Raw genomic sequence first — 15,478 nt, 5'->3', positions numbered from 1 at the left:
TATATTAATTTTTACAAAAATTATCTAGTGGAAGAAATTAACAGTACCCCCCCGATTTATAATGATGATAGTATCCGTTCCTTAGATTGGAAAGAGCATATCCGATTAAGACCTGGTATGTATATCGGAAAATTAGGAGATGGTTCTTCGGTTGATGATGGTATTTATGTTCTTGTTAAAGAAATCATGGATAACTCCATCGATGAGCACATGATGGGAAATGGCAAGGTCATCGAAGTGAAAATTTCTGATCACAAAGTGGAAGTAAGGGATTTTGGTCGTGGAATTCCCTTAGGAAAAGTTATCGATTGCGTTTCTAAAATAAATACAGGAGGTAAATATGATTCTGGGGCTTTTCAAAAGTCAGTAGGATTAAATGGTGTAGGTACAAAAGCGACCAATGCCCTTTCGCAATACTTCAAAGTACAATCCTACCGAGATGGACAAACTAAATGGGCCGAATTCTGTAAAGGAGAATTAACCGCCGAATCAGATGGATTTGAAGCTTCCAATGCCAAAAGCGGAACACATGTTTGCTTTGAACCGGATAATACCATTTTTAAAAATTACCATTTTATTCCTCAATACCTCGATTCCTTATTTTGGAATTATGCCTATTTAAATGCGGGTTTATCCATCAATTTTAATGGAGAGAAATATTTTTCTCAACATGGTTTATTGGATTTACTTTCTAAAAAGACCAATGCTGAAGAAAATAGATATCCCATCATTCATTTAAAAGGAAATGATATTGAATTGGCCATCACCCACAATAACCAATACGGTGAGGAATATTATTCTTTCGTTAATGGCCAAAATACCACACAAGGTGGTACCCATTTAGCTGCTTTTCGGGAGGCCATTGTTAAAACAGTAAGAGAATTTTATAAAAAGGATTTTGATCCATCAGATGTCAGAGCGAGTATTGTTGGTGCCATTGCCATACGGGTTCAAGAACCTGTTTTTGAATCCCAAACAAAGACTAAATTAGGTTCTACAACCATATCTCCCGATTCTAATTCTACCTCCATAAGATCATTTATTGGTGATTTTATTAAAACGGAATTGGATAATTTCTTACATAAAAATCCAAGTACTGCTGATGCTATTCTAAAAAGAATTCTTCAGTCAGAAAGAGAAAGAAAAGATATAGCTGGGATCAAAAAATTAGCCAATGAAAGGGCTAAAAAAGCGAATCTACACAATAAGAAATTAAGGGATTGTCGGGTCCATTTACCTGATGAGAAATCGGATTCCAGGCATGATACGATATTGTTTATCACAGAAGGAGATTCTGCCAGTGGTTCTATTACGAAATCAAGAGATGTGCAAACTCAAGCTGTATTCAGTTTACGAGGTAAACCATTGAATTGCTTTGGTTTAACCAAGAAAATAGTCTATGAAAATGAAGAATTTAACCTACTTCAACATGCCTTGGATATTGAGGATAGTTTGGATAATCTTCGTTATAATAAAATTGTGATTGCAACTGATGCCGACGTGGATGGTATGCACATACGTTTATTGATTTTAACTTTCTTCCTTCAGTTTTTTCCCGATTTAGTTCGAAATGGCCACCTGTATATTTTAGAGACTCCCCTTTTTCGGGTTAGAAATAAGAAAGAGACTATTTATTGTTATTCCGACGAGGAAAGAAGAAATGCCATTGAAAAATTGAGTCCTAAACCTGAGATTACCCGTTTTAAAGGATTGGGAGAAATTTCACCAGAGGAGTTTGGTACTTTCATTGGTGAAAACATCAAATTGGAACCCGTTATTTTGGAAAAGGAATTTACTATTCCTCAGTTGTTAACCTATTATATGGGTAAAAATACGCCAGAAAGGCAAAAATTCATCATTGAAAACCTGATTGTTGAAAAAGACTTAGAAGAGGTATTACTGAACTAAAAGTTCAATTCCCATAACTGTTTCAATTCATTCAGGGCTTTTGTTGCACCTGCTCTTTCAGCGGTGTCAATTCCTTGCTGTAAAACAAGTTTAGCTTTGTCGTCATCTTCTATTTCTAATAGAAAACAGGCAAAGCTGTAATAACTAGGTACATACATAGGAAATTGCTCAATCAAATTATTGAAAATCTCGATCGCCCCCCCTAAATCCCCTTCCTTCTTTAATTCTAACGCAAGCAAATAGTAATTGAAAGGATTCTCTGGTTCCAGTTTTATTTCGTTTTTTATAAATTCTTTACGCTCCATTTTTGTAATTTTAAAAACAAATTAGTATGCTTGCATAACATTTTTTAATCGCCTATGAAAATCTTAGTTTGCATATCGGTTGTACCCGATACAACATCCAAAATTACATTAGATTCATCAAATACTCATATAAATTCTGAGGGGCTTACTTTTATCGTAGGTCCATATGATGATTATGCTTTGTCTAGAGCTATTGAAATTAAAGAACAAAACCAAGCTGAATTAGTGGTATTGCATGTAGGAACCTCTGATTCTGAAGCTTTAATAAGAAAATGTTTGGCTCTGGGTGCAGATAGTGCAGTCAGAATTGATACAGCTGCGCTTGATTCTTATCAAGTAGCCCAAGAAATTATTCACTATACACAAGATAAATCTTTTGATTTAATTATGATGGGTAAAGAAGCTATTGATTATAATAGTGGTATTATTCATGCTTTGGTAGCTCATGGTTTAGGATTTAATCATTTTTCTCCTGTGATGCATGCTGATTATGATGGCGGTCAATTAACCTTAGAGATAGAAACCGATTTGGGTAAGTCTAAAGTAAGCTCTACCCTACCAGCTGTATTAGGATGTCAAGAGCCCATTGCTGAATGGAAAATCCCATCGATGCGTGGAATTATGACAGCAAGAACGAAAGAAATTGCGGTCATAGCCCCCAGCAAAACAAATTTTGAAAGTCAAATTACGGCTCATGTTGTAGAAACTGAGCGCTTACAAAAGATGATTCCAGTTGAAAATGCAGAATCGTTAATTGATATATTGAAAAGTGAAAACCTTATCTAATTATCTAAGATGAAAAATTTAGCAATATTTATAGATAGTAAAAACGGTTTAATTACCGAAAGCTCGAAGCGCTTATTGGATTTTGCAAGTAATTGGTCCTTTCAGAATGGATCAGAAAGCATTTATGTATATGGTTTTGAACTTGTCTCATCCGATATGTTGAGCACTTATTCATCCATTAAACAATACACACATATTAAGATTCCTGATTTAGTTAATCATAGCCAAGTGATTACTCCATTATTGGAGGAAATTCAACAAAAAGGGATTAGCCAATTTTTTTATGTAAAATCCTTATTGATGGATACCATTGCTTCAAGCCTTGCGAATAAATTGGCTATTCCACTTATTTCCAATGTGTTGAAAGTGGAAAAAGTATCTGCAGGATTTCACATGACTAAATCTGTTTTTTCAGGAAAGGCCACCTTAACAACGGAAATCAAAAGTGAATCGTTTCTGGTAGCATTCAGTAAGTCATTTTCTATGGAATTACTGAGTAACCCAGGGAATTCGTCTGTTGGTCAAACTGAAATTACCTTAGGAAAGGATATTCAAAACAAATTAATCGAGAATCATCCATTAACTGGATCCATTCCATTACCTGATGCTGCAATCGTGGTGGGGGCTGGAAGAGGATTTAAAGACCCTTCTAATTGGGGAATTGTAGAGGATTTAGCCAAAGAATTAGGAGCCGCTACTGCATGTTCCAAGCCTGTTTCAGATTTAAATTGGAGACCTCACCACGAGCACGTGGGACAAACTGGCGTAAAAATAGCTCCTAAATTGTACATTGCTTGTGGAATTTCAGGAGCTATTCAGCATTTGGCTGGGGTTAATGGTTCTAGAAAAATAGTGGTGATTAACAATGATTCAGAAGCCCCCTTTTTCAAGCATGCTGATTATGGTATTGTAGGTGATGTTTTTGATGTGCTTCCTAGATTGTTAAATAAGCTTAAAAGCCATTAATTTTAGGTCATTTTTTGATACATTTGTTTTTTAAAATGTAGCCTTGAACGATTATTTAAAATTAAGTATAGTTTCTGTATCTCCTAGTTCAGTTGGAGCGAGTTCTTTTATACTCCTTCTGCAATCTGAGGATTATCCCAACTTACGCTTTCCCATTGTCATTGGGAATCAGGAAGCTCAAGCTATATCTGTTTACTTGGAACAAATTCAAACTAGTAGACCTTTAACACACGATTTATTTATTCAAATGATTGAGAAATCCAATTTGGACTTAAATCGTGTGTTAATTACGGATTTTAAAGAGGGTATATTTTATGCCCAAATCGAATTTTACCAGGATGGAACATTGATCGAATTGGATGCTAGACCCAGTGATTCCATTGCTTTGGCGCTGAGAGCTCAAAAAAACATTTACATCAAAGAAAGCTTGTTGAAGTCAATTTGCATTCCCGATGAAGAAGAGGAAGAAATGGAAGAAGACCTATCCTTTTCTGTTGATATTCCTGTTTATCAACCTAGTACTATTACTTTGGCCGAATTAGAAGATTTGCTTCAAAAAGCATTGTTGGAGGAGAATTACGAAGAAGCTGCCAGATTAAGAGATCAAATAGAAGTTTTAAACAATCCAAAATGAAATATTCAAAAGCTAAGCCGAGTTCTACCAACGTGTTGTTGATTTTCTCCATTTCTAGTTTGGCCTTTATCATTTGTGTGTTCTTTCAGTTATTTGTGGGAATAAAATCTTGGGGTGATGACATTAAATCACAAATGAAAATGTATGTGTATATGGAGGATTCTTTGACTAGTCAACAACTTGTAGAGTCCTATAAACTACTATATAAAAAGCCCTATATTCAAACCGTTGGAACAAAAAAGGAGATCACATTCGTTTCTAAAGATAAAATTGCTTCCGACTTCTTAAAGTCTAGCCATGAAAATTATCAGGACTTATTAGGGGAAGATAATCCTTTTAAAAATCTATTTATTTTAAGCATAAGTGATGAACATAAATCTGGCAAATCTTTTGAGAAAATTGCTAAAGAATTAAAAGTATTTCCGGGTGTGTATGAGATCACCTACCCCAATGCATTTTTAGATTCTTTTTTATCGAAGATCAAGCATGTAGGATGGATTATTTTGGTGTTTATTGTCTTATTAAGTGCGTTTATTTACCTTCAATTGTCTAATTATATCCGATTAAATATCCATAGTAATCGTGTATTGATAAAAACAATGCAGTTATTAGGTTCAACGAATTCGTTTATTCGTAAACCTTATTTATTAAATTCTCTTTTATTGGGTTTATTAGGTGGAGGTCTTGGATATGTATTCTCCAATGGAGTCTTTTATTATTTTATTCAAAGTCTTCCAGAAACTAGTTTTTTGTTTTTTGATGTGAATAATCAACTGGAATTATTCCTGTTAGCAGTGCTTAGTTCATCCCTATTTAGTGTTATCTCAACTTATTTTTCATTGAATCGTTATTTAAATATTCAACACACTAACTTATTTTAATATGGCAAATTCAACTAATTCCAATTTACCATTGGACAGAAAAGATATCATGATTTTAATTGCTGGATTATGCATCATGATGATTGGTTTTTTTGTTATGACCTTGGATAAAGAACCTTTTGGTTTTGGATTTTTAGGAATCACTCTAGGTCCGATATTGGTGCTTATTGGTGTTATCCTTCCCATTTTTTCCTTATTTAAAATAAAGAAGTAATGAGTCAATTTCTTGAAGCTATTGTGCTGGGAATTGTAGAAGGATTAAGTGAATTTTTACCTATTTCATCTACAGCCCACATCATTGTAACTGAAAAATTATTAGGAATTGAATCATCGAAGTACCTTAATTTTTTCACAGTTTTCATTCAATTAGGAGCTATAGCCGCTGTACCATTCCTGTATTTTAAGCGTTTATTTCAATCGCTAAAGGTTTATAAATACATCATTGCTTCCTTTATTCCAGCAGCCATCTTTGGAGTATTATTAGATGATTTATTGGAATCATTGTTTCAAGGATATTGGTTTATAGCAGCTTCTTGGTTTGTAGGTGGTTTATTATTGATAAAAATTGATGATTGGGTTAAAGATAAAGATCATCAACATGACAACATTGATACGATGTCTATACGCCAGTCCATTAAAATTGGCTTATACCAATGTCTAGCCATGATACCAGGAGTTTCTCGTTCAGGTGCTTCCATCATAGGTGGTCGTTTGGTTGGTTTAAATCATCGAGCAGCCGTTGAATTTTCCTTTTTATTAGGCATCCCCACCATATTAGGTGCCTGTGCCAAGAAATTATTAGATTACCGTCATGACCTTGACATCATTCTGAATCCATCGAATAGTATTTCTTTACTTTTGGGAGCATTCATTAGTTTTGTCATAGCCTTGTTAACCATTCGATGGATGGTAGACTTAGTAAATAAATTTGGCTTTAAATTCTTTGGATATTATCGAGTTTTAGCTGGCATCTTTTTAGCAATATACTTGTGGTTGAACTAACACCCATAGAAGATAAATTCTATTTAATTGATAAGCCCAAAACTTGGACTTCCTTTGATGCTGTTCGAAAGATTAGAAACTTAGGTAAATTCAAAAAAATCGGTCATGCAGGCACTTTAGACCCTTTGGCTACCGGTTTATTGATTATTTGTGTAGGCAAATACACCAAGAAAATTGACTATTTTCAATCCTTACCAAAGACTTATACTGGTTCTTTTGTTTTGGGTAAAACAACCCCTTCCATCGATTTAGAGACTGAATTTGACGAAGAATTCCCAATAGATCATATTACACAAGAATTACTCGAAGAAGCAAGGCAGTCATTAGTAGGTGAAATAGAGCAGGTCCCTCCTATTTATTCAGCGATCAAACAAAATGGACAGCGCCTTTATGTCCAAGCCAGGAAAGGTTTAACCGAAAAGGATGTTGAAATTAAAATTCGACAAGCGAGTGTATATGAGTTTGATATGGATTCGACTTCTTTTCCAGAAATTAAGTTTAAAATTTCTTGTTCAAAAGGAACATACATCCGTAGTATAGTGAGAGATTTTGGTTATTTTCTAAATTCAGGAGCTTATTTAAAAGAGTTAGTTCGGAGTCAAATTGGAGATTATACGCTTGAAAGGGCCCAATCCATTGAGAAATTTAGTGCGGAGCAATATGAAATACTTTTATAATTTTCCTGAAATACCTTTTATTGATCGTTCAGTGATAACCATTGGAATGTTCGACGGTGTACATTTAGGCCATGCTAAAGTAGTAGCTAAATGTGTGAAAATTGCTAAGCAAAAAGGAATTTCCTCCGTTGTTATTTCATTCAGCAATCACCCTTCCTCCTATTTTAATTCTAAGAATGAATCAAAAAACAGTTTATTAAGCCCCGATAAGGAAAAGATTAGATGGATTGAATCACTAGGAATAGATTATTTATTTATGATTCCATTTGATAATTATATAGCACATTTACCTGCTGAAAATTTTATCGAAGATATTCTGCTTGCTAAGTTTGGAATAAATGATTTAGTGTTAGGTTATGATAATCGCTTTGGGTTTCAAAGAAAGGGCTCTGTTGATTTTGTTAATGAACATTATTCCTCTCAAATAAACGCCTATTCGATTGACGTAGCTAAAATAGAGAATGAAATTATAAGCTCGTCCTTGATTAAGGAATACGTTATTCAAGGGAATATCAGTAAGGCTAACACCATGCTTGGGAGGAGTTATTCTTTACAAGGAAAAGTGGTACATGGTCATCATAAAGGCCGAGAATTAGGGTTTCCAACCGCCAATATTGAATTGGAAGATATCGATAAATTGATACCTGGATTAGGCGTTTATATCAGTTGTTTGAAGGTCGATGGAACTCCCTATTACGGAGTAACCAACATAGGTAAAAGACCCACGATTACCCAGGATACATATATATCCATAGAGACACATCTATTTGATTTTCAAGATGATATATATGAAAAAGAAGTGGAATTATACTTGTTTGAAAAAATTCGAGACGAGAAAAAATTCAATTCTCTTCAAGAATTAATCGAGCAAATTTCCTTGGATATAAAATTCACAAAATCTCAGTTAGCAAAGATTCATATAACTTCCTAAGAAGATAATTTCGTCTTTTCTTTTATCAAGAATTTGCTGAACATTTTCATCTAATTTATTTCCTTCAATATCAATGAAAAACCAAAATTTAAACTCATGAGTGTCTTTTTGAGGTCGCGATTCTATTTTCAATAAATTGATTTGAACATCTTCAAAATCTTTCAATAGAGATAATAATGCACCTGGCTTATCATCATGTTTTAATTTAATGGCTAAGCTCGTTTTATCCTTATCCGTTTTCTTTAAATTCTCTACTTTAGAAATGATGAAAAAACGTGTTTGATTTGCCTCACTATCTTGAATATTATCAAAAAGAATTGGTAGCGAGTATATTTTAGCAGCTATATGTGAACATAGAGCGGCAGCTTTGGTATCCTCTACAGCTAGTTTGGCCGCTTTGGAAGTGGAATCCACTTGAACAAAGAAATCTTCAGACTTATAATTAAAGTAATCTTGTAAAAAGCCTTTACATTGCTGGAATGCAATATCCTTTGAATAGATTTTTTGAATTTGATGAATGGAATTCTCTTTAGATGCTAAGCAGAAATTGACCGGAATTATAATTTCTGATATGATGAATAAATTTCGTTCATTTAATAAGTCCATCGTTTCCTTGACCATCCCCTCTTGATTATTTTCAATGGGAACAACACCGTACTTGGCTCTTCCTGTTTCAACAGAATCAAAAACAGACCGAATAGAAGGTAAAGAAATATAATCCGCCACTGCACCAAATCTACTTTCTGCTGCTTGATGAGTAAAACTTCCTTCTGGTCCTAAGAATGATATGATTTCAGGTAATTCTAAATTTCTAGAAACACCAAATATTTCTAAAAAAATGGCTTCAATGGCTGCTTTGCTTAATTTCCCGGTGTATTTAGATGCCAATCGATCGACGATTTCTTTTTCTCTATCTGGATGGTAAATAACCGTATTATTTTCTCTTTTCAATCGACCGATTTCTTCAACAAACTCCATGCGCTCTACGAGCAATTTTAATATAGAATCGTCAATGGTATCAATGCTTTCTCTTAATTGTTGTATGCTTTTCATTCGGGATAATTTTCAATGCAACCCAAAATTACTAATTTTGATCAGTAGTCGAAGTTTTTCTGCTTATTAGCTCATTTTAATTTTGTTGAATGTCAAAAAAGAAAATTTTATTCTTCTCTAGTAATCTACATCGTACTGGCGCAGAGATTGTCTTATTTGATATTATTCATCAATTAGATGCAAGTAAGTTTGATATTGGATTAGTTCTATTAGAACGAAACGGAGCATTAGTTGATCAATTAGCCCCTCACATTCAAGTGTATTATTTGGATACACAATTTTCGATCTGGGATAAAGTTAAATTCCATGCAGGACAAAATGTGATTCTTCAGCGACTTCATGCAATTCAACAACAATTTGGAGCTTCCGTATGGTACATCAATACCATTCAAAATGCCTTTATATTGCAATTTAAAGATCAATTTAAGGTTCAGACTTTTTTACATGTTCATGAGTATCTATATAATTTTGAACAATTAGAAATCAAGGATTCTCAACGATTGTTTGATCAAGTAGATTACCTAGTTACTTGTTCCGATTTAGTTTATCATTTTTTTGCACCAATTTTCCCTAAAACGTGCTTTGTTTTACAATCAGGAATAAATAAGGAATGGATTGATGTTTGTTTGACCAATTTTAAAAAAGAAAAAAAGAAAAAAAAGAAAGTTGTTTCCTCGGGTACAATCTGTTATCGCAAAGGGGTTGACCTTTTCTTAGAAATTAGTCAAAACTTTCTTGCCTCCGAATATGAATTTATTTGGCTGGGGAAATGGGCCAATAATGGTTATGCCGAAGTTATTCGCAGACAAATGATGAGTGGTCAATATCCTGCAGTTCAATTTTTAGATAATGTAAGCCAAAAAGAATATTATCAAGAATTAGCGAGTGCTGATGTATTTATAACGTGTTCCAGAGAAGAGAGTATGGGTTTGGTAGCTATGGAGGCCATCTACTGCGGAGTTCCTGTCTTAGCGACCAACTCTGGAGGTTCTAGCTTGATAATCAATGAGGCCAACGGGATTTTAAGTCAAGATTTTAGACCTACAACCTTAGCCAAGGAACTAAATTCCATTTTGTTAAAGGAGTTTAATGTGAAAAAAATGCGAGATAGCTTACTAAATTTTGATCTTCAAATGGAATGTCAAAAATTGGAATCGTATCTTTTGGGGTAAGCTATTCCGTAATATTCGGTTGGTTACTCGATAAATTAGTATTCTTTTTTTCTTCTACCAATTGAAGTCTCTTGACTTTATCTATTTTGGTATATTTTAATCGATCTACGGTATTGGTGTCTATATTCTTGGATAATAAGTAAGCAATATAGCAATAGACCAAAAAGGTTAATAATAGACCAAACAATACTTCATGATTGGAATATTCATGACGGATAATGGAATATAAAGCCAACACGGTAAGATTAAATGCGATTAAAATCATGGTTGCCCCAAAATGACTAAATCCATTATCAATCAAAACATGATGTAGGTGCTTTCTGTCTCCTTTAAATGGAGAAACTCCTGTAGAAATGCGTATGATAAACATACGTAACGTGTCAAATAAAGGCAATAAAAGGATAATGATGGTTAAGATTGGAGCATCTTTAACTAGTCTTGGGTCATAGACATAGGAACTATTAAATACAATATATTTAACGGCAAAAAATGCAAGCAAGAATCCTAATATCATGGAACCAGTATCACCCATGAATATTTTGTTTTTTGTAGACCAATTGAATCTCAAAAATCCAACTAAAGATCCGGCTAATGAAAGTGCTAAGGTTGCTAGGGCAAATAAACCTAAACTATAAAATAAATAAGCAAAAATAGCCGAAGCCACAAAACCCACAGTACCCGCTAAACCATCAATTCCATCCAATAAATTAATCGCATTGATAATAGCTATGATGATGAACAAGGTAAAAGCGATACTAATGATATAAGGGATGTGGTTAATTCCCAAAAGTCCATAGAAAGTCGAAATGCGTAAATCACCAAAGGTGATTAAAAGTAAAGCTGCCGCGATTTGTATGAACAATTTCTTTTTGGGTGATAAAATCAAGATATCGTCTTTGATTCCCAAAAAGAATAAAATGATTAACGCTGCTACGGCCAAATGGATTTCATGTCCTTCATTGGGATTATCCCAAATAAAATAACTGATTAAAGTAGCTGCAAAAATTGCAACTCCTCCGAGGGTAGGAGTTAATTCTTCGTGGGAACTTCTCAATTCTATTTCGGCCATTAAATCCTTTAATTTCGAAATATTAATAATAACAGGAATGGCAGTTACTGTCACCACAATGGATACAATAAAGGAAACAATGATTTGAAACTCTTTATTACTTAATAATTGCAAATATTCATTCATTGTACTTAGTTGATTTCTCTATGTTTAACTACTTGTGCTGGATTACCTTGATTAATGGTATAAGGTGCTAAATCTTTACTCGTAAATGACCCCATGGTTAAAACACTATGAGACCCTAATTTCACTCCACCACTAACGGTGGATTTGGCTCCAATCCAAACACCGTCTTCAATGTCTATTCCTTTGGTTATCAAGTCAAAAGATGATTTCTTGAAATCATGATTACCTGTAATGAGTAAAGCTCCTTGAGAGAGACAAACGTGGTTTCCCAATTTAATTTCAGACAAATTATCTAACCAAGCTTCTTCACCTAACCAAACATAATTACCTAATGTCAATTTCCAAGGAAACTTAATCTTTACCCAAGGCTTAATAACGACATGGTGACCAATTGTAGCTCCAAAAAATCGTAAAATAGTAACTTTCAGAACATTGGGATACGGAATATTAGTCAAAAAAAATACATTAGAAAATAGAAGCCATACTAAATATTTTACTTTAGCTGTAAATTCAGGGGATCCCTCTCCAGTAAATGTGCTTAAGTCTGTTTTCAAAGGATTTCTTTTAATGCGTCTTTAATTTTATTTTTATCAAAATTGTGCGAATTTTCGAACTCATATACTTTGGCATCCACTAAAAAACGATACCAAAATACTTGTAGTACATTCCACATTAATCCACGCAATCCATCTAAAATTCCCAATCGAAAGAAATAGGAATAATGAAACAAAAGTATCGCTCGTACAAAAATAGGACTTTTGTTGTAAAATGATTTTAGAAAGTGAACAATAAGGTCCTTAAATGGTAGATTATCTGTAATCTCGCCAGCTTGAAAATACCGATGTTTTAATACTTCTATGGACTCTCTACTCGCATATAAATTATGCTTTTGTGTCCACCATGTTAGATTGTTCAAATTATGATCAATAATCAAATTCTTTAAGTTATAAGTTGAGGGCTCTTGTAGAACTATTTTTTCATCCATCCATTTATCATCACATTTCCCTTCTCCCCTTTTCCATATACGTAATAACCAAATTGGATTCGTCATACCATAGTGGATGATTCCACCCATGAAGAAAACTTTTCTTTGCATATAAAAGCCATTGATCGCTTTAAGTGCTTCGTTATTCAAACATTCCTTTATTTCATCGATTAAAGCATCACTTAAAAGTTCATCACAATCAACACGAATAATGTAATCTGTTTCAAATGGATAAACCTCCAAAGCTTGATTAATTTGGTTGGCATGGTGAATGAATTTATGTTGAACAACAGGTATGTTATACTTGGCTGCAATTTCCAATGTATTATCTGTTGAAAATGAATCAAAAATAAATATTTGCTCGCTCAATTTTTGTGCATTCTTAATGCATCTTTCCAAATGAATTTCTTCATTATAGGTTAGCAATAAAATACTGATTGTCTTTTTCAAATGTTAATTCATTCAATGTCCAAGGAAGAGAATCAGAAAAAACTATTCATTACCCCTCATAATAACGCAATTTAAGATATAAAATTGAGAATTATGATACGGATAATTCAATTAAGAATTTATGGATATCCATATGTAATAATGCATCGCTATTTATTGCCTTTTTTAAAAAAGGGATTAGTTTTGTTCTTGATATTTAGCCTATGAGAATTCTTATTTTCCATAACCTTTTATGGTCGCAATACAAGTCAGTGGTTTTTGAAAAAGTGGCTCAAATCTGCCAGGATAATCAAGATGAATTAGTAGTAGTAGAAACGACCATCACTGAGGCGGGTCGAGAAGATTTAGTCGATTTTGACCTTTCTACCTATCCTTATCGTTTTCCTGTTAAATTATTGAGCACCCAACCATTACAACAAATACCTGCTTGGAAAGTAGGATTTGAATGGGTTAAAGTAATACTACACTATAAACCTGATGTGATCAACTTTACAGGATATGCAGAACCAGCTGCCCTCCCTGTTTTACTACTTTGTAAGATTTTAGGTATTAAAACTGTCATGACGATTGAATCGGTAAGAAATCAATCCGAAAAACAAAATGGCTTGACACATCTTATTAAATCTATCTTGAAATCGGCCATTTTCAAATTGACAGATGGTTTTTTTAGTTATGGATTAAATTCCAACCAGTTTTTATTCCGCGCAGGTATCGCTAAAAAGAAGATACTTTCCTTTTTAAATTCATTCGATAAGGTAAAATTTAAACAACAATTTGCTGCCAGTAGTCCAAGCCTAACAGAACAACATGTTGATCCATATTTACTGTATGTAGGCAGATTATCAGAAGAGAAAAATTTATTTGAACTAATCGATTTAATGAAGGAGCTGCCTTATACATTAAAAATGGCGGGAAATGGTCCTTTGTATGTGGATTTACAGGAAAAAATTCAACAAGAGCAAATTTCCAACGTACATTTATTAGGTACCGTTGCCTGGTCTGATTTAGCTAATCTTTATCAACATGCTACCTGTTTGGTCTTGGTCTCTACAGCGGAAACATGGGGTATGGTGGCAAATGAGGCTCAAGAATTAGGCAAGCCCGTTATTTGTACGGAAGCTTGTGGTTGTGCGAATGATTTGATTGTGAATGGATATAATGGCCTTGTTGTCAAACAATTGTCTGATTTAAATGAACGAAATAGAATCAAACATTTTTTGAAGGATTTACCAGAAAAATCTGAATATTACGCTGATAATTCAAAAAGAAACTCCCACATTTTTGGTGTCGAAAAATTAGCTAATGAAATGTATCAAGGGTTTAGAAAATTAGCCATGAATTAATTGGGCTAATTGTTTCTCTACTGCTTTGTAAGAATAATTTTGTTTGACAAATACTTTCCCCTTTTTCCCTAATGAAATCCTCTTTGATGGATTTTCAATTAACTCCAATACTGCCTTTTCTAAAGATGAATTATTTAGTTGAATAACACAGGCACAATTTTCTTCTTTTAAATCTAAAGCTATACCTACGTGCTCTGAAATTACAACGGGAATTTCACATAACATGGCTTCCACCACTGACATTCCAAAGTTCTCAGATAAAGAAGGTAAAACGAATACATCAGTATCCACCAATAATTCAATACCCTCATTAGAAGGAAGTAGACCAGTAAAAATAACGTGTTGCTCTAAATTCTTTTTTTTAATCATGGATCTAAGCTCATCTAGGTAGTTATCTTCCTCTGATCCAGCGATGACATAAAGTACGTTAGGATATCGCTGAACTAAATTAGGTAAGATCTCCAGTACATAATTTATCCCTTTTTTAATTGTCACCCGTCCAAAATGTGTTAAAATTAAACGCTCTGTTGAGATAGCAAATTTTTGTCGAAAAGTCCCTTTGGTTGGGAGTATTTCAAATTTTTGTACATCGACGATGTTGGGTATTATATTGGAGCGAATAGGAATAGATAAAAAATTTCGAACTTTCAATGCTTCATCCTTGGTAGAAAAAATGACTTGCTGAGCCATAATTAACATCTTTTTGACATATAGACTTAAAAAGACCTTTTTAAATCTCGAGGATTTCAAATGAAATGTTTCATCGTATAAACTCCCGTGCGGTATGATGACATAGGGAATCTTATGCCATTTGCATGCTAAATAGGCGGCCATAATGGGGAAATTCCATACAGCTTGCAATACGACTAAATCAAATTTTTGAACATTTCTACATAACCAAATAAACAAACCCGGAGAGAAAGTATAATTTGAATAGCCATAATAGGGAAATCGCCAAATAGGATAAGAAAATTCTGTAGTAGAAGGTTGTGTTGATGGTAATTGTTCAATTTGATCTTTACTTAAACCTTGGGTTGTGCTAAGTACTTCTACATGACATCCAATGTCTTCTAAAGCTTTGGAAAAGGTTAAATTAGTAAAAATAGGTCCACCTATAGAAATAGCAGGATAATAAGCTGGAGAAACTTGCAAAACTCTTTTCTGAGTAGACATAGTAACAAATAAAGATG

The 15,478-nt window shown here is 33.6% G+C and carries 17 protein-coding genes; 11 read left to right on the top strand and 6 right to left on the bottom strand.

Translation table 11 applies throughout. The features are described 5' to 3' along the window. The first annotated feature begins 27 nt into the window (after positions 1-27). A complete protein-coding gene (locus EWU23_RS01610; RefSeq protein WP_394367294.1) occupies positions 28-1,908 on the top strand; it encodes a DNA topoisomerase IV subunit B in 1,881 nt (626 codons plus the stop codon). On the opposite strand, the gene EWU23_RS01605 is transcribed toward EWU23_RS01610, so the two are convergent. Beyond that, the gene (locus tag EWU23_RS01605) at positions 1,905-2,213 is read right to left on the bottom strand and encodes a tetratricopeptide repeat protein (protein ID WP_166228142.1); all 309 of its coding nucleotides are present in this window, start codon (positions 2,211-2,213) and stop codon (positions 1,905-1,907) included. The two genes, EWU23_RS01610 and EWU23_RS01605, sit on opposite strands and share 4 nt — an antisense overlap. A 54-nt stretch (positions 2,214-2,267) precedes the next feature. Here EWU23_RS01605 and EWU23_RS01600 point away from each other — a divergent pair, with 54 nt between their 5' ends. The 8 genes from EWU23_RS01600 to EWU23_RS01565 are packed head-to-tail and all read left to right on the top strand — an operon-like array spanning position 2,268 to position 8,090. Continuing rightward, positions 2,268-2,999 carry an electron transfer flavoprotein subunit beta/FixA family protein gene (locus tag EWU23_RS01600; protein WP_166228140.1) on the top strand — a complete coding sequence of 244 codons (732 nt, stop codon included), beginning with the start codon at positions 2,268-2,270 and terminating at the stop codon, positions 2,997-2,999. Positions 3,000-3,008: 9 nt separating this feature from the next. Beyond that, positions 3,009-3,965, top strand: coding sequence for an electron transfer flavoprotein subunit alpha/FixB family protein (locus EWU23_RS01595; protein ID WP_166228138.1), 957 nt, complete (start codon positions 3,009-3,011; stop codon positions 3,963-3,965). Positions 3,966-4,008: 43 nt separating this feature from the next. Next, a complete protein-coding gene (locus EWU23_RS01590; protein ID WP_166229003.1) occupies positions 4,009-4,599 on the top strand; it encodes a bifunctional nuclease family protein in 591 nt (196 codons plus the stop codon). Further along, positions 4,596-5,480, top strand: a complete 885-nt coding sequence (locus tag EWU23_RS01585; protein WP_166228136.1) for a cell division protein FtsX — start codon at positions 4,596-4,598, stop codon at positions 5,478-5,480. The genes EWU23_RS01590 and EWU23_RS01585 overlap by 4 nt, the downstream gene beginning before the upstream one ends. A gap of 1 nt (position 5,481) precedes the next feature. Beyond that, entirely contained in the window at positions 5,482-5,694 is a 213-nt protein-coding gene (locus EWU23_RS01580; protein WP_166228134.1) for a DUF3098 domain-containing protein, read from the top strand. Further along, positions 5,694-6,482 (top strand): undecaprenyl-diphosphate phosphatase, encoded by a 789-nt coding sequence (locus EWU23_RS01575; RefSeq protein WP_166228132.1) that lies wholly within the window; start codon positions 5,694-5,696, stop codon positions 6,480-6,482. The genes EWU23_RS01580 and EWU23_RS01575 overlap by 1 nt, the downstream gene beginning before the upstream one ends. Then, positions 6,470-7,159 (top strand): tRNA pseudouridine(55) synthase TruB, encoded by a 690-nt coding sequence (truB, locus tag EWU23_RS01570; protein ID WP_166228130.1) that lies wholly within the window; start codon positions 6,470-6,472, stop codon positions 7,157-7,159. The genes EWU23_RS01575 and truB overlap by 13 nt, the downstream gene beginning before the upstream one ends. Continuing rightward, the gene (locus EWU23_RS01565) at positions 7,143-8,090 is read left to right on the top strand and encodes a bifunctional riboflavin kinase/FAD synthetase (RefSeq protein WP_166228128.1); all 948 of its coding nucleotides are present in this window, start codon (positions 7,143-7,145) and stop codon (positions 8,088-8,090) included. The genes truB and EWU23_RS01565 overlap by 17 nt, the downstream gene beginning before the upstream one ends. Here EWU23_RS01565 and pheA read toward each other — a convergent pair. Then, positions 8,064-9,143: a prephenate dehydratase gene (gene pheA, locus EWU23_RS01560; RefSeq protein WP_166228126.1), complete on the bottom strand. Its 1,080-nt coding sequence runs from the start codon at positions 9,141-9,143 to the stop codon at positions 8,064-8,066. The two genes, EWU23_RS01565 and pheA, sit on opposite strands and share 27 nt — an antisense overlap. 89 nt (positions 9,144-9,232) lie before the next feature. Here pheA and EWU23_RS01555 point away from each other — a divergent pair, with 89 nt between their 5' ends. Beyond that, on the top strand, positions 9,233-10,315 hold the full coding sequence (locus EWU23_RS01555; RefSeq protein ID WP_166228124.1) for a glycosyltransferase family 4 protein: 1,083 nt from the start codon (positions 9,233-9,235) through the stop codon (positions 10,313-10,315). Between the two features lies 1 nt (position 10,316). Here EWU23_RS01555 and EWU23_RS01550 read toward each other — a convergent pair whose 3' ends face one another. Genes EWU23_RS01550 through EWU23_RS01540 form a run of 3 tightly spaced genes read right to left on the bottom strand, consistent with a single transcriptional unit; the run spans position 10,317 to position 12,945 of the window. Next, a complete protein-coding gene (locus EWU23_RS01550; protein WP_166228122.1) occupies positions 10,317-11,510 on the bottom strand; it encodes a glycosyltransferase family 4 protein in 1,194 nt (397 codons plus the stop codon). A gap of 5 nt (positions 11,511-11,515) precedes the next feature. Continuing rightward, the gene (locus tag EWU23_RS01545) at positions 11,516-12,064 is read right to left on the bottom strand and encodes a WcaF family extracellular polysaccharide biosynthesis acetyltransferase (RefSeq protein ID WP_166228120.1); all 549 of its coding nucleotides are present in this window, start codon (positions 12,062-12,064) and stop codon (positions 11,516-11,518) included. Next, positions 12,061-12,945 carry a glycosyltransferase family 2 protein gene (locus EWU23_RS01540; protein ID WP_166228118.1) on the bottom strand — a complete coding sequence of 295 codons (885 nt, stop codon included), beginning with the start codon at positions 12,943-12,945 and terminating at the stop codon, positions 12,061-12,063. Before EWU23_RS01540 ends, EWU23_RS01545 begins: the two co-directional genes overlap by 4 nt. 203 nt (positions 12,946-13,148) lie before the next feature. On the opposite strand from EWU23_RS01540, the gene EWU23_RS01535 reads away from it, so the two are divergent. Beyond that, the gene (locus tag EWU23_RS01535; RefSeq protein WP_166228117.1) at positions 13,149-14,288 is read left to right on the top strand and encodes a glycosyltransferase; all 1,140 of its coding nucleotides are present in this window, start codon (positions 13,149-13,151) and stop codon (positions 14,286-14,288) included. Here EWU23_RS01535 and EWU23_RS01530 read toward each other — a convergent pair. Next, entirely contained in the window at positions 14,274-15,461 is a 1,188-nt protein-coding gene (locus tag EWU23_RS01530) for a glycosyltransferase (protein WP_166228115.1), read from the bottom strand. The genes EWU23_RS01535 and EWU23_RS01530 overlap by 15 nt on opposite strands. Positions 15,462-15,478 lie beyond the last annotated feature (17 nt).

The sequence above is a fragment of the Aquirufa beregesia genome (genome assembly GCF_011090385.1).
GTDB classification, from domain to species: Bacteria; Bacteroidota; Bacteroidia; order Cytophagales; family Spirosomataceae; genus Aquirufa; species Aquirufa beregesia.
The sequence above is the reverse complement of the archived record's forward strand: the minus strand, read 5'-3'. Positions and strand labels throughout refer to the sequence as shown.